The 15,101-nt window shown below is 41.5% G+C and carries 9 protein-coding genes; 1 reads left to right on the top strand and 8 read right to left on the bottom strand.

Annotated elements, in window-relative coordinates; all coding sequences use genetic code 11:
• Positions 1 to 14 precede the first annotated feature (14 nt).
• The gene (locus ACUN24_RS10160) at positions 15 to 1,010 is read left to right on the top strand and encodes a hypothetical protein (RefSeq protein WP_445562391.1); all 996 of its coding nucleotides are present in this window, start codon (positions 15 to 17) and stop codon (positions 1,008 to 1,010) included.
• 192 nt (positions 1,011 to 1,202) lie between these two features.
• Here ACUN24_RS10160 and ACUN24_RS10155 read toward each other — a convergent pair whose 3' ends face one another.
• From ACUN24_RS10155 to ACUN24_RS10120, 8 genes are all read right to left on the bottom strand, one after another.
• Positions 1,203 to 2,723 carry a glycoside hydrolase family 43 protein gene (locus ACUN24_RS10155; protein WP_445562390.1) on the bottom strand — a complete coding sequence of 507 codons (1,521 nt, stop codon included), beginning with the start codon at positions 2,721 to 2,723 and terminating at the stop codon, positions 1,203 to 1,205.
• Between the two features lie 139 nt (positions 2,724 to 2,862).
• Entirely contained in the window at positions 2,863 to 4,716 is a 1,854-nt protein-coding gene (locus ACUN24_RS10150; RefSeq protein ID WP_445562389.1) for a glycoside hydrolase family 2 protein, read from the bottom strand.
• A gap of 334 nt (positions 4,717 to 5,050) precedes the next feature.
• Positions 5,051 to 6,130: a 1,4-beta-xylanase gene (locus tag ACUN24_RS10145; protein WP_445562388.1), complete on the bottom strand. Its 1,080-nt coding sequence runs from the start codon at positions 6,128 to 6,130 to the stop codon at positions 5,051 to 5,053.
• A gap of 16 nt (positions 6,131 to 6,146) precedes the next feature.
• Positions 6,147 to 7,184: a glycoside hydrolase family 43 protein gene (locus ACUN24_RS10140; RefSeq protein ID WP_445562387.1), complete on the bottom strand. Its 1,038-nt coding sequence runs from the start codon at positions 7,182 to 7,184 to the stop codon at positions 6,147 to 6,149.
• Between the two features lie 117 nt (positions 7,185 to 7,301).
• On the bottom strand, positions 7,302 to 8,267 hold the full coding sequence (locus tag ACUN24_RS10135; protein ID WP_445562386.1) for a glycoside hydrolase family 43 protein: 966 nt from the start codon (positions 8,265 to 8,267) through the stop codon (positions 7,302 to 7,304).
• Positions 8,268 to 8,448: 181 nt separating this feature from the next.
• Positions 8,449 to 9,150, bottom strand: coding sequence for a DUF3823 domain-containing protein (locus ACUN24_RS10130; protein ID WP_445562385.1), 702 nt, complete (start codon positions 9,148 to 9,150; stop codon positions 8,449 to 8,451).
• Positions 9,151 to 9,162: 12 nt separating this feature from the next.
• Positions 9,163 to 11,067, bottom strand: a complete 1,905-nt coding sequence (locus ACUN24_RS10125; RefSeq protein ID WP_445562384.1) for a RagB/SusD family nutrient uptake outer membrane protein — start codon at positions 11,065 to 11,067, stop codon at positions 9,163 to 9,165.
• A gap of 19 nt (positions 11,068 to 11,086) precedes the next feature.
• Complete coding sequence (locus tag ACUN24_RS10120) at positions 11,087 to 14,314, bottom strand: SusC/RagA family TonB-linked outer membrane protein (RefSeq protein ID WP_445562383.1); 3,228 nt, start codon at positions 14,312 to 14,314, stop codon at positions 11,087 to 11,089.
• Positions 14,315 to 15,101 lie beyond the last annotated feature (787 nt).

Genomic DNA, 15,101 nt, shown 5'->3' with positions numbered 1-15,101 from the left:
TTTTTATCTAAACTATGCCCGGAAATATCATAGCAAAACTATTAATGGCCATCGCCATAGGTGCCGCATTTGGACTGTTTTACACCATTCTGCTCAACATGCATGGTTTAACCAAAATCAAGTATAAACATATGGCGCTTAGCATCGGAACGCTTATTTTTCTGCTTGGATTATACAGTTTTGAAGCCGCAGGTATCGCCTCCTTTATTATTGGTATCGGAATTTTTGTTCTTGCCATTGCCCTGATGGCAAGGGGCGCAGCCAGTTCGCTTAAAGCACTATCTGCTAAATTCTCATTAAGTAACAAATCGCAAACTACCGAAGGGCAGCAAATAAACAAACCCGGTTTAAACAATTATGCAGGTGTAATATTTCATCTTGTGGTTATTATACTTATCTCGTTATCGATATTTACCTATTCGAACGATACCTTACTTAATCAGGAAAAAATGGAGCGGCTGATTAGTGATGCCATTTTTCAGTTTATGAGTACCATTATGCTTATACTGTTAGGCATGTTTAATCCTTTTGTACCTCCGTCTGCTAAATTATTGGGAATCGCCAACCATGTCGATAGCGTTAAATACCCTAAATTGCATCTCCTGTTTTCGGGCAAAAAATTCTGGATGGCCCTTAAAACCCTGATTTGCCTCGGAATTATTATTTATTTCGCTTCGAAAGGATATTTTGATCTGTTGGCATGGGATAATGCCACGCCCTATATGAACGTTTACGTGGTGCTTATAGGCTTTTTCATTATCGTTAACCTGGTACAGATGATCCGCAACCCCGAATATTTCTTTCAGGCAAACCTATTCAGGATTACAATGTTGCTGCATTCGGCTTTTATCAGTATATTTTTGAGTGCAATACTGGTATTCTCTACGCTGTTTATTTCTTCTATTTTAGGAGTTGATATCAATAGATTGAAAGTGAGTTCGGAGAACATCATTTTCCTCGGGTTTAATATTATAATGTGTTACAATGAGTTTAGGCTGGCGAGGGCGTAATAACCTTCGTTTTTTTGTCATGCAATATGTGAGTTCTGTTTTTCATCGGATTTCTTAGTGGTGTCTGATGTTACCATCTGACACAATGTTGTTTTACTATAAAATTGAATTACGGTCAGACGGAAACATTTGACTGCGCCATAAACAAAAATTTAAATATTCGTCAGATGGTAACATCTCCCGGCACAGAAATCAATACTTTAATTCAAAAGTGGAAAAGTCAGCATCCTGACCAACACTTCCATTAAAATGAAGACCAATACGCGGGCTCCTATCCCATTGTGGTAAAAAGTTAACCGTAATTTTTTCCTTTACCGGAACATTTTGCCATTCTTCATTAGGTTTCCTGAAAGATACAAGCAAGCTTAAATCATCTGCGGCTTTCATTTTAAGCTCAACCGGAACTGTTGTTGGTATTTCCACCTTTGCAAGCACTGTTCTGGTTTTATTTTCTACTTTCCAAAATTCTATTTCATTTCCAGCTATGCCAATGCCTATAGCCGAGCCTGCATCGCCATAATACACTAAACCTTTTAGTGCATTATTGGTATTTGTTACTGTCGTAGTCGCTTCAAAAGTTGTTGATATAGGTCTAACGGTTAATGCTATCCCGCTTAGGTTATCTTTATTAATAATCCCGGATAAATGAAGCTGCCCTTTCTTTTGCGAAATTATTGGCGTTGAGTTTCTAAAATCCCATTGCCAATTTTCATCTCTTTGGGGCTTGGTGAAGTTCAGTTTCAAATCCCGATTAAGGTTTGGACCTGATTGTTCTTTTAAAACCGGCCATCCGCCTTTCGATGGCCAGCTCAATTGCGCTAACATGCCCTGTCTTCCCGAGAAAATATTGGTCTTTTTATTGTAGGCATGGTAGAGGTAATAATCTTTTCCATCTGCAGCTTTTACAAAGGTACCGTGCCCTGAACATTTCCAATATTCATTTTCCGTTAACAGGGGATTCTCAGCATAAAGCTCGTAAGGTCCGGCAAAAGATTTTGATCTGGCCACCCTTACATTATAATCGCATTGTGCGCCACAGCAATTTCCGGCAGAATGGAAAAGATAATAATAGCCATCTTTTTTCAGGATACTCTGCCCTTCCAAACCAATCTTTTGGTCATCTTTAAGCAAAGAAAATGGCTCTCCTTCTACTTTAAGTCCGTTTTTGGCTAGCTTACAGGCCAAAATCTCAATTGGACGATTATCTAAACCATAAGCCTTAAAGGTAATGTAACGCGTATTGCCGTCAAGGTAAACAAATGCATCAATTGCTTCCTTTCCATATTCTATAATGATACCCTGATCAATAAAGCCCCTATCGGGATATTTTGAAGTGGCCACACCAATGCATGAAACGTTGTTCTTTTTCCTTCTTGCGGTATAATAAATGAAATAGGTTTTATCATGATAATCGTATTCCGGTGCCCAAAACGAACCAGATGTCCATGCTGGTGCCTTGTCAAAAACATAACCCGTCTGTTTCCAGTTCAGCAGATCTTTTGAGCTGTAGATAGGAAAATGAGGTGCCCATTCAGATGAAGTACCCACCGCATAATATTGATTATTGGCCCGGATAATGGAGGGATCGGCAAAATCTCCTGCAATTACAGGCTCTATTACGGTTTGTGCCGATAACAGGTTTGTGATCAGAAGAAGTTTAGCGATTACCCATAAGGCAGCATACCACGAAAAGGTTATTTTTTTTCTCATCATTACCATGTATTTGAGTTTAAATTAATCGTCACTGCGCCAGCCACAAAGCAATCTTAAACGATCGCTAACTGCTACCGCATTAAGATTGCTTCGTCGGCTGAAAAAGCCTTCTCGCAATGACGACTTATCTTTATTAATTTTATTTCTGCACCGGTACATTAATCTGGTATAATTTGTCATGCAAAGCTTTCATCTGTACTTCTGAAAATTTAATGTCTTTTCTATCGTAGGTCATCAGTCCATTGGTCTCTACTTCAACATCAGTAGTTTGGGTATATACTCCGGCAGAAAGCCCCAAAGGAATTAATTCTTCTAAACGTTTGGCAAACTCTGCGTATTTGTTAAACAGATCTGTTTTGTTTTTAAAACTCTGGTAACCCCAGTTATTTTTCTGTTGCCATACATGGCCATCAATAGGCAGTCCGAGTCCACCAAACTCACCCAATACTAAGGCATATTCTTTTCCAAAATAATCGGGACTTGGCATTGCAGGATGTGGATAGTTGTGCAGATCAATAATATCACCTACCGGATGGAAATTACCTCCACTAGCGGTATTTACTAATCTCGAAGGATCTTTCTCCTTGGTCCATTTGGCAATTTCTACAGTTTTAAACTGGCCCCAGGCTTCGTTAAAAGGTGTCCACACTACGATAGAAGGCACATTATAAAGTGCATCGATAATGGCGTTCCACTCCTTTTTATAATAGCCTTCTGATTCGGCGGTCCTCTTTTGATCAGAACCATGGTCTAAAACACCCGGACGATTTTCCCAGCCATTACCCAGATCGCCGCTCGGCATGTCCTGCCAAACCAACATTCCGGCTTTATCACAATAGTAATACCAACGGGCTGGTTCTACCTTAATGTGTTTTCTGATCATGTTGAAACCCATTTCTTTGGTTTTATCCACATCGAATTTCAAAGCAGCATCAGTCGGCGCAGTGTAAAGCCCATCTGGCCACCAGCCCTGATCAAGAGAACCGTACTGAAAAACAAATTCGTTGTTCAATAACATGCGTTGGATGCCGTTCTGATCTTTGCCAATCGAGCTTTTACGCATGGCGAAATAACTTTTCACCTCATCAACCTTCTTGTTTTTGGCTAGCAGCTCAACTTTTAAATCATATAAAAACGGACTTTTAGGACTCCATAACTTTGGATTGGCTATTTTTAAGGTAATTGCGCCGCTGCCATCACCGGTTTGTTCAGAAACTTTTGTCGTGCCATCCCAGGCCGAAACTTTTACCTGATCGCCTGAAGAGGCTCCCTTTAAAACTGGCGTAACAGCCAATAATTGCTGATCGATGTCAGGGGTTACTTTAATGTGATCGATATGTGATTTGTTTACCGCTTCGATCCATACCGTTTGCCAGATGCCCGTTACCGGAGTGTACCAGATGCCTTCAGGTCTTTTAACCTGTTTACCCCTTGGTTGAGGTCCTTCATCTGTCGGATCCCAAACTTCTACAGTTAAGGTCTGGTTGCCGCTTTTATTTAAAAATGGCGTAATGTTAAAACTAAAAGGATCAAAACCGCCTTCATGTTCCCCTACTTCTTTGCCGTTAATGCTAACGGTCGATCTCCAGTCAACAGCACCGAAATGAAGCAAAATTTCTTTGCCTTTCATGTTCGAAGGCACTGTAAATACGGTTTTATACCATAGTAAACTGTCTTTACCAACCGTTTTACCCACACCAGAAAGCGCAGATTCTACAGCAAAGGGAACTAAAATTTTACCCTGGTTAATGGCCGGACGCTGCGATTTTCCGGAAATGGCATAATCCCAAAGACCATTCAGGTTTTTCCAGTTACCCGTACGCTCAAGCTGAGGACGCGGATATTCTGGTAATACATTCTTAGGATTAATTTCCTTTGCCCATGGAGAAGAGATCTTCCCTTTCACCATCGACCATGATTTGTCTTGCTGCTGTGCAGATAGGGAAAGTGAGAGCCCCAGCAGCGATAAGAAAATAGATACTTTTTTATTCATTGGTTTAAATTTGGGTGTTTAAATTAAGTTTTATTTAAGCAGGGAACAGTTTCATGGGGATCTATTTGTTTCGTAAAGTCAATAATGACAGCAATTAATCTACTCCGTAAAAACCCCCAAGTTACCGTCATTTCGAGCGGAGTGCAACGCAGTCGAGAAATCTGTCTAGATAGATCTCTCCATTTCGCTGCGCTACAGTCGAGATGACGACTATTTTATTGGAGTTTGCCAATGATAGTCTGTAGAAGGACTTTTTTAACTAGGGGTCTTCGACTACGCTCAGACTGACAATAATTTTATAAAGTCCTTCTTCGGATCTCCCTACTGATAAAATTTATTTATTATTGAGTTTTTTGATCAGGTTAACCTCGTCCAGGCGGTATGGTGTACCATCGGGCTGAAAAATCTCGTGAAACCATTCGATCGGCTCAGATCCATCGGCAAGTGGGGTATCCCATGCATATTTGGTATTGGTTTTGCCTGCAGCGAAACCCCAGTTTATAGCGCCAACATTTCCATTTTTTAGCATCGGGAGGATATTGGAAAAACGGCTATTGCGTGATCGTGCCATGTATTCAGTGCAGATCAGCGGTCTGCCGCTTGCTTTTAGCAGATCAATGGTACGCTGGTGCCACTCCGGTGCCTCATAATTATGGTAGGTTATAATATCCGAATTGGCGAGCTGTATGGCGTTAAGTTTTTCGAAACCCCAACTCCATAAGCCAATTGAAATCGGTTGATCCGGATTAACTGCGCGTGCCCAGCTGATGGTTTTGTTTAACAAAGGAATAGTTGCTTCCAATTTTCCGCTGTTTCCAGGCTCATTATATAAGTCCCAAAGCAAAATCCTTTTGTCATGCGCAAAATGCATAAGCACATCTTTTACATATTTTTCCAGTTCAGGGAAATTGGCTTCTTCTTTGAAAGCCGGATCACCTGGATCCTGTAACCAGCCCGAATTGTGGATACCCATTTTTGGTTCAGGTTGTTTGCCAATGGCCGAAGTTTTGTTCCAGCAATCGTCGAAAAAGACAAACATGGGTTTGATGCCATGTTTTTGGGTAATGGTTAAAAACTGGTCCATGCGTTTTTTAAAACCTTCCGGATCTTGGCTCCAGGCTTTGCTATAAAGGAAAACACGGAGCGTGTTAAAGCCAATGCCTTCTGCCCAGCCAAGTTCTTTATCAATCAAATCGGACGAAAAGGTATCTGCTTGCCACATTTCCAACTGGTTGATGGCATTAGATGGAATGTAATTTGCGCCAGTTAGCCATTTGTGCTCGTTATACCAGGCATTGGCCTTTTCTACTGACCAAACTTTTGCAAGTTCGGTACTTTTTTTTGTTTTTTGCGCAAAGCCAGTGCTAATGCTTAGGCTCAGGATAGTAATTAGCGCATAGTTTTTTAAATTCATATCGGTATTTATCTGATTATTTTTTATTTCGGTTTGATGGTGATCGTAAACTCAATCCCGCTTTTACCGGAGTTCCAAAATTCGGGGTACCATCAGCATTCCATATAAATTTTTGTGCCCTTGGAGAACGGAAACCTCCGCAGCCCTGCCCGGGTTTATCATTGGCATGATATAGAATCCAGTTCTCTTTACCATCAGGCGATTTAAAAAACGAATTGTGACCAGGGGCATAAACGCCATCTTTTGGCGATTGTTGAAAAACAGGTTTATCGGCTTTCGTCCAGGATTTTGGATCGATCAGGTTGCTTTTTGCTGAAGCCGAAAGCATGCCCAAGGCATAAAAATCTGTCCAGCAGCCACTGGCTGAATAAATGATAAAAATTTTATTGCCATGTACCAGAAATTGTGGCCCCTCATTTACATCAACGTGAGCACCACCGCCCAGATCACCATTTTTTTCCCAGTCAAATTTTGGGGTAGAAATTTTTACGCGGTTTCCATCTACCGTCCACGGATTTTTAAGTTTAGCCATAAAAATTTCCTGTTTACCGTTTTCATTTCCTTCCCAGCCCGACCAGATCATATACAGTTGGCCTTTAAAATCGATAACATCGCCATCTATGGCCCATTTATTGGTAGGATCAGCAACCTTGCCTTTAAATACCCATTCCCCCTTCATCGGGTCGGTGGAATCGTTTTCCAATACATACATGCGGTGGTTTTCATTTTTGCCATCATCAGCAGCAAAATAGGCATACCATTTCCCCCTCAAAAATATGACTTCAGGTGCCCAGATTTCTTTACTGTACATCGTTCCGGCAGGCGCTTTCCAGATGGTTTTCCGCTCGGCATTTTTAAGGCCATCAAGGGTTTTGGTTTTCCAAAGGTCTACACGGTTACCAGTGGTATGGGTATAATAGTAATAACCATCTTTATAATAACTATAAGGGTCAGCACCGGATGGCAATAAGGGATTGGTAAATGTTTGTGCATTTAACCCTCCCATCACCAACAGGCAAAGTGCGAAAAGTAATTTTAGTTTCAATTTATTCATTTTTAAAGCTTTACACCTGCTATTTTTTTCAGGCTGCTGCATTTTATCAATCTTTAAAAAAAGTAATTTCTTTTCTGAAACCAGCCTTCTTTTGTTTCAAAATTTCTACAAAAGCAATCAATTTGCGCTCTGCATTAAAAAGCGAAAACTTTTAGGGTCGACATGCATTTGTTCAGTACCGTTTTTATCTTTGACAAAAGCAGCCTTTATAATAGCTGTAGCCCTTGGCGACACCTTTTGATTGTTATGATGCGTGTGAAATACATACTGCAAAGTCCCGTTTTTATCGATAAAAAAATCGCCGTGACCAGTTCCATTGAATTTCAACAACTTTCTGTTAATGATCGGGTTTCCCGCATATTTCGTCCACGGCCCGGTTGGTGAGCCAGAAGTGGCATAACCTACAGCATAATCGGGATTTCGAAAATCGTTTGCTGAATAAAAAAGGTAATAAAGATTGTTCTTTTTCAAAACCGTTGGACCTTCGGTTACCGGCCAATCGGTTTTTGTGGTATTTTCCCAAAATTCGGTTCCCGATAAACATTCCTTTGCAGTGTTTGGGATTACATCTGAAAAATCGGCCTCCAGTTCAGATACATAAATCCGGTTGCCATTGTCAAGTTTGACATGATAAAGGTAATTTTTCCCGTCAATATCGGTAAATACAAAGGGATCGATCTGTTTTCCAACACCAGAAATGGCTTTTAATGTTTTCTGCTTAAATGGGCCTAATGGACTTCTGCTTTGAGCAATGGCAATCTGCTCATCGGCGGTGTAGGCCATGAAATAATTATTCCCTCTTTTAAATACCTGTGGAGCCCAAAAACCTTTGCTTCCAAAAGCATCACCTTTTTTTAAAGCAAATCCATAATTTTCTGACTTTTTGCTCCAGTTTTTAAGGTCTTTTGAAACATAAACCAAAAAGCCCTGATCGCTACTCGTACCATATAAATAATAACTGCCTTGATCTACAAAAATGGTCGGATCGGCAAGATAAAGGGTATCATTTAGCGGTTTTGCAAACACGTTTTTACCGATAGAAAATACGAAGAAGCATAAAAAAAAGGCGAAAATATATTTCATTTAATATGATCTGCTAAGGGTAAGATATTGATTATTGATATACTTATGTTGATCGTCATTCCCAACCCGATTGGGAATGACGACCGACCTTCAAATATGTCACGTTGAGCCCGTCGAAACGCTTCCAGTTATTTAAGCTGGTCCTTCGACAGGCTCAGGATGACAATTTGGTATTTTTCAACTAAAAACTTATTTTACTTACAGGTGTAAAAATCAAATCGTCAACACCGGCAATTTTAACACCTATCCTGGCAAAAACATAATTTTGAGTAGGTGTAATGCCTGGGATCGTAACACTCATGTTCAGGTTGTTGAGATCGGCAATGGCTGCACCACTGATCTGCTGGGTAGCAATGTTATTGCTACCATCTACAAATTGTGTTTTGTTAATGTACAGTGATACATTTTCAATATCCTTGCCATCGGCATTGGTGATGATTTTTTCTAGTTTACAGAAAGCATTTATTTTACCTGCTGCAGCGCTAAGTGTGGCTCCGCGGATCATGTAGTAAGGCATTACCTCAATATCCATGGTTTTACTGCCATTTATATTTACCGCAATGGTATCCTGTCTTCCGGCAGCATTCTTTTTCCATAAAAAAGGCCCCTGGTTTGCAGAAAAAACCAGTTTATAGTCTCCGTTGAATAATTTGGCAGAATAGGTTCCATCCTGGCTCACATTAACATTCAGCGCGGAATAATTCCCAAAACCTGACTGCCAGAGTTCGAAATTAACCTGGCCATATTGAACACCGATGGGTTCCCCTTTATAAACGATCCGCCCTGTAAAATCGGCTTCAGGTGCTTCGTAGTTATCTTTTTTACATGAAGCAAAAAGAACGGCAATAAGTGCCCCTATCATGAAATAAAATCTAATTTTCATATCTATATCTGCTTATTGGTTAGGGTTTCTTACAATTTTAGGGTTTCCGTTAAGTACATCCTGCCCGATTGAAGAGTAGTAATTTCCGATACGGAAACGGTGTGCAGCGGTTACACGGCTTGGTTTGATCACTTTAAAAATGTATTTCAAATGGTTGGCGTTGCCAGGGTTATAATATTTGTATGGCCACAAGCCAAATACCTGCGTACTGGTGCGTGTTGCGCTGCCAATGTTGTTTGCATTAATAAAATCGGCTGCAGACATGTTATTGCCGTTCCAAACTTTATCAGCCAGTCTCCAGCGTTTCATATCCCAAAGTTCATGTCCTTCGAAGGCTAATTCTACTTTACGTTCGTGTACAATACGGTCGAAAGTAATCTGCGCCGGGGTTAAAGCAACAGTTAATCCTGCACGGTCTCTTACTTGTTTAATATAGTTGGCTGCTGTAGTGGGATCGCCCAATTCAAAAGCCGCTTCGGCCGCATTTAACAATACCTCGGCATAACGGTAGCGGATCCACCAAACATCACTGCGGGTACCGATCTGTCCTGAACCTGTTGCCGGGTCTAAATATTTGCGAACGTAAAAGCCTGACTGTGCACTGAATTCGAGTCCATCTACAGGACCATCAGCACCAACCACCTGTACAGAACCTGCATTTCCCGGAAGAACATTCGTTTTGTTCTGTCCGAAGTTATCGCCTGTTACGATAGAACCATCGGCCAATTGGTAGCCAGCCCAGATATCAACGGTTTTGCCTTTAAACTGCGTTCCCGGAAGAATCACGGTCCCAGCCAAACGTGCGTCACGACCCGCAAAAATATCGGTGATACCACTGTAATAAACCGGGTTACCACTTCCATCAACCGAGGCCATGGATGCATAAGTATTATCCAGTTTTTCGAAAGACTGAACAAGGTTTAACGATGGGTTTAAACGCCCGCCCTGCGCTTCCTCTGCTGAAGAACGTGGCTGGTTATCGATCGTAAAACCATGAACCTTATTGGTTTTCAATTTAAAATCTTTCGCAAAAATCACTTCCGGATTACTGCCTTTATCGGTAAAAAGCGAAGCGAAATTTTCGGATAAGTTAGGGTTCTTTTTGTATAGCGAATATTTACCGCCATCGATAATCTCTTTTGCAGCAGCTAAGGACTTTGTGAAATAAGCATTGGCCAGGCTTGAAGATATACCCACCTCTCCACCAGGCAAGCTTAACTGCGAGTTGCTGTATTTGGCGATAGCGCCTGCATATAATGCTGCTCTTGATTCCATAGCAAGTGCCGCAGCTTTTGTAGCCCTGCTCTGCACGGTTGGATTATCAGGCAGTATGGTTTTTACGGCTTCCAGTTCTGAAATCACAAAATCATAAATTTCGGTTTCTTTTGCCCTTGGAAACTGAAGGTAACTTGGATCGCCGCTATAATTATAGTCTAAAACGGTTGTGATCAAAGGCACGCCACCCATTCTTTTTACCATTTCGAAATATACACCCGCTCTGATAAAGCGTGCTTCGGCCAGGAAACGGTCGCGGTCTTCTGCCTTTAAAGCAGTAGATTCCTGTCCACGTTTAATAAACATATTCAGGTCGCGGATATAACCATAAACCCCCATGTCCCAATACGCCCACATACCATAACCATATTCTAAATTCTGGTGACGGAAATAATCACCGCTGGCGGAGGCAAAACCTTCGTCAAAATCGGCAAAAGCCCACCATCCTTCAATGGTCTGATAATCCGGGTAACGATCGTAGAGATCGCCAACAACAGTGAGCACGAGGTTCGGATCTTTCCATACCGCATCAATGGGTAGGGTACTGGTAGGTTGTTTATCTAAAAATTCTGAATCTTTTTTACACGACTGCGCAAAACTCAAAAAGGCAATGGCAGCAAATGCATATATAATTTTTTTCATCTGATTAGTCTTTTTCATGTTACAGCGTTAATTTAATACCGATATTAAAAAACTTGTTCTGTGGATACTGTAATCCGTTATCATCTGCAATTTCAGGGTCTACACCATAATCTTTCAGGTTATCGATAGAAAAGAGGTTATATCCGTTAACATAAACCCTGGCATTCTGGATCTTGATTTTTTCAGCCCATCTTTTAGGTATAGTATAACCGATCTCAAGCGTACGGGCACGCAGATACCTTACATTATGCAACCAGAAAGTAGAGTTTTTGTTGTAATTACTATGTCCACCATCATTGAAGCGCAATGCAGGATATTTCCCTGGGATCCATGCGCTGTTCAGGTCGTATGGATTGGTACGGTGCCAGCTGTCATCAGCAAAACTCTGCAATAAAGCACCTGTGTTCTGGAATGCCCAGCGCTGTTCCCAGTTCTGGTTCCATGAGTACAGGGCTCCGCCTGAAAAATCGGCTGAAAAATCAAAGTTTTTGTAAGAACCGCCTATGGTAAAACCGAAGCCGATGTTCGGCTGGCCTTGTGTGGTATATCCGATCGGTCTTTGATCCAGGTCATTAATCACACCGTCGCCGTTTTGATCCTTATAAATTAAATCGCCCGGCAATAAAGAGCGGTTTCCCTGTCCATCAATGTTTACTTTGTAACTATTGATCTCGTCAACGTTCTGGAACTGCCCGGTTACCTCATATCCCCAGAAAATATCGGTATAACGCTGGTTATAGCTATTTCTGTAATTGTCCCACGAGTTGCCGTAACGCGGTTTATACTGCTCTAAAAATTTTCTTCGGCTAATGGAAATATTTCCACCAACATTGTAGTTAAATTCTCCAATCTTATCCCTGTAATTTAACGCGAATTCAGCTCCGAACTGCGCATCACTTTCCAGGTTTTCAGGACTTAAACTATAGCCCAGTTCAATCGGAGCCACCACATCATTTTTAAGATTCGGTAAACCAGTACGTTTTCTATAAAAATAATCAGCTGTTCCTGAAAGTTTGTTGTTAAACATCACAAAGTCTAAGCCGATATCGGTAATCTTGCTGGTAAGCCAGGTGAGGTTATTGATAATCGGCCCCTTATCCCTTGAGGTTGTAATATTCTTTCCATCCAAAATCACAGTTCCTTGATTATATCTGTATCCAGGAATGTAAGCATACGGATCGAGGCGAGGTTCTTGAAATGGATTAAGGCGCAAATCATCATCTCCAAGCTGTCCATAGGAGGCACGGAGTTTTAAATCATTTAAGATCGTACTTTCACCTAAAAGCGATTTCATAAATTTCTCCTGGGTAATTCTCCAACCGATTGATGCTGAAGGGAAATAACCTACACGCCTGTCGGGTGCAAACTTCCATGAGGCATCTCTACGGCCAGAAAGTTCCAGGTAATATTTGTTATCATAGTTATAGTTTAACCTCGCCACATAACCAACGCGGGCCTCTTCTTCCTGAATATCGGCAAAATCCTGTCCGTCCATATCGGCGAACTGCAAAACAGGCAGAATATTGGTCTGTGGTACGGCATGCTGGAAAGTGTAGGTCCTAAAACGGTCTAACCGCTCCGCTACCAAAACACCCCCAACGGTATGTTTACCAAAAGTACGGTTGTAGTTAGCCTGTAGCTGATAGGTATTGGTGTAAATCTTTTCGTTTCTACGTTCCCGGTAAGGGTTAGAACTTCCAACTTTTTCTTCGTAAACACCAGTTTCCGGATGATAAGTATAGACATTGTAGGTATACTCATGGCCGTTTATGACGTTATCGGCAATGTAATAAGAGTATAAACCTTTTATTTCTAAACCTTTTATAGGCGTATCATAACTTGCTGATAAATTGGTTTGTAAAACCCTCCAGTCTGATTTCCAGTAACCGGTTAAAGCCTTGCTCTGTACGGCAAACTGTTCGGTATTATGCCCGATATCATTCGGGTAATTTGGATTACCATTGGCATAAGCCTGTTCAGTTGGCCTGTTTCTCAAAAGCGCAAAACGTGCAGCAAAATAATCGTCACCGCCCGGTACACCTGGCTGATCGCGGCTTTCTATACGGCCGTTGATCAACATTCCTACTTTAAAACGGTCGGTTATTTTAGCTTCTATATTACTCTGGATGTTGGTCCGGTTAAAATCGAATTCACGTTCCGTTCCATACACCCCTTTCTGATCAAGGTGTGTACCCGAGAAGTAATAATTCACTTTGTCGCTGCCACCAGAAGCACTTAAATTAATCGAAGATTGCGGTGCATTTGGCGCAATGATGATATCCCTCCAGTTCTGGCTCTGATAGCCATATTCTGTTCCGGCTTTCCATTTTTCAAGTTCGGATGGCGTAATATCTGTTTTGCCGTTCTGGTTTAATTCTGCGGTAGCCTTTCCCAACATCCATTGGTAAGCATCGGTAGTTTCAGGGAAACGCACCCAGTTCTGCCATCCGGTATAAGCATCAACACTGAAGGTATTACGCGTACTATTTTTACCTCTTTTAGTGGTTACTAAAATTACCCCGTTAGCGGCCCTGCTACCATAAATAGCGGCCGAAGCATCTTTTAGCACACTGATAGTTTCGATATCGTTGGGCGAGATATTATTAAACTGCCCTGCATCCTGTTGAATACCATCAATTACGTATAACGGATTACCCATGTTACGGATCTGGATGTTAGCACTTGATCCCGGTCTACCATCAGGCATCCTGAACGATACCCCGGGCAGTTTACCAGCAAGGCCAGTACTCACGGTTGAACCGCCATGCACTTTCTCGAGGTCTTTACTGCTAATGGAAGAGATGGCCCCCGTAATGGCTTCTTTTTTCTGTGTGTTATACCCCACTACCACCACTTCTGAAAGATCGTTGTTGGAGGGTTTAAGTTTAACGTTAACCTGCGAACGACCTGCCAATGCAACTTCCTGGTTGACATAACCTACATAAATAAAAATCAGGGTTGCATTTTTATCGGCCACCTGGATTTTAAATTTTCCTTCAGCATCAGTAGTTGCCCCTGTGCTGGTACCTTTAATTTTAATGCTGGCACCTACAACTGTTTCGCCCTTTTCATCAGTCACGGTACCGGTCACGGTACTTTGTTCCTGTGCAATGAGCTGAAATGAAAGTAAGAGTAAGGTAATTGTGGTAAAAATAGCAGAGAGGATTTTGCGTTTCAAAAACATCTTTTGAAGCAAGTACCAATCCATGCGTACAAAGCCGCCATAGTAGAATAAACTTCTTTTCATATTTGGTTAGGAATTTGGTTAAATACTAGAAGTAAATGGTTTTAGTTCGATTTAATTCTTTTCAAAGATTCAGTTTTTAGCATTAGCGCGGGATACGCATTTGTATCAATCTTTCTCCATTTTGTCTCGATTTGTGTGGAGGGATTACAGAAATATAATTAACCACAGATAAGCAGGATGCACACAGATAATTTACTTATGGTAACGTTTTGCAATAAGTTAGCTACAGATAAAAAGATGCATACAGGTTTTACGTTTTATCAGGTTTAGTTACAGAGGTTTATAAAGCCGTGGGTTTTGCGTTAGGGATTGTAAGGGTTCAGTACCGATTCTTAATCGGTACCGGAGCGAAGCGCAGCCCTGAAAAGCCCGACCTTTGCGCAGCTTAGGGAACGCCCATATCAATTAACAGTTTGCAATTGACAGTTTTGTCGCGTTACCGATATGTTGCTGAAGTGGTCATTTTTTTTTGAAAATGATGGGGCTAGCACATTTCGGTTAGGGAGGCCCTGCTATCTCTTAAAGTCCTCTCCCGATGAAAAATCGAGCTCCGGGCTTTCCGTTCTATCAGGTTTATTTAACACAGGCCTGTAGTCCTAATTTAGGTCAGACCTCGCATGTTTAATTCAGCGTTGTATTTATTTTTAATGGCCTCATTGAGGACTGCGCCGTTTAAAAACCTGCGAGGTCTATAAAGCCGTGGGTTTTGCGTTAGGGATTGTAAGGGTTCAGTACCGATCCTTCATCGGTACCGGAGCGAAGCGCAGCCCTGAAAAGCCCGACCTTT

Source organism: Pedobacter sp. WC2501 (genome assembly GCF_052682415.1).
Note: the sequence above shows the minus strand (reverse complement) of the source record. Positions and strands in the feature narration are given on the sequence as shown.

Excerpts from the sequence above, each read along its gene's own strand:
- ACUN24_RS10145 (WP_445562388.1), bottom strand. The coding sequence starts at position 6,130 with ATGAATTTAAAAAACTATGCGCTAATTACTATCCTGAGCCTAAGCATT.
- ACUN24_RS10140 (WP_445562387.1), bottom strand. The coding sequence starts at position 7,184 with ATGAATAAATTGAAACTAAAATTACTTTTCGCACTTTGCCTGTTGGTG.
- ACUN24_RS10160 (WP_445562391.1), top strand. The coding sequence starts at position 15 with ATGCCCGGAAATATCATAGCAAAACTATTAATGGCCATCGCCATAGGT.
- ACUN24_RS10150 (WP_445562389.1), bottom strand. The coding sequence starts at position 4,716 with ATGAATAAAAAAGTATCTATTTTCTTATCGCTGCTGGGGCTCTCACTT.
- ACUN24_RS10155 (WP_445562390.1), bottom strand. The coding sequence starts at position 2,723 with ATGATGAGAAAAAAAATAACCTTTTCGTGGTATGCTGCCTTATGGGTA.
- ACUN24_RS10120 (WP_445562383.1), bottom strand. The coding sequence starts at position 14,314 with ATGAAAAGAAGTTTATTCTACTATGGCGGCTTTGTACGCATGGATTGG.
- ACUN24_RS10130 (WP_445562385.1), bottom strand. The coding sequence starts at position 9,150 with ATGAAAATTAGATTTTATTTCATGATAGGGGCACTTATTGCCGTTCTT.
- ACUN24_RS10125 (WP_445562384.1), bottom strand. The coding sequence starts at position 11,067 with ATGAAAAAAATTATATATGCATTTGCTGCCATTGCCTTTTTGAGTTTT.
- ACUN24_RS10135 (WP_445562386.1), bottom strand. The coding sequence starts at position 8,267 with ATGAAATATATTTTCGCCTTTTTTTTATGCTTCTTCGTATTTTCTATC.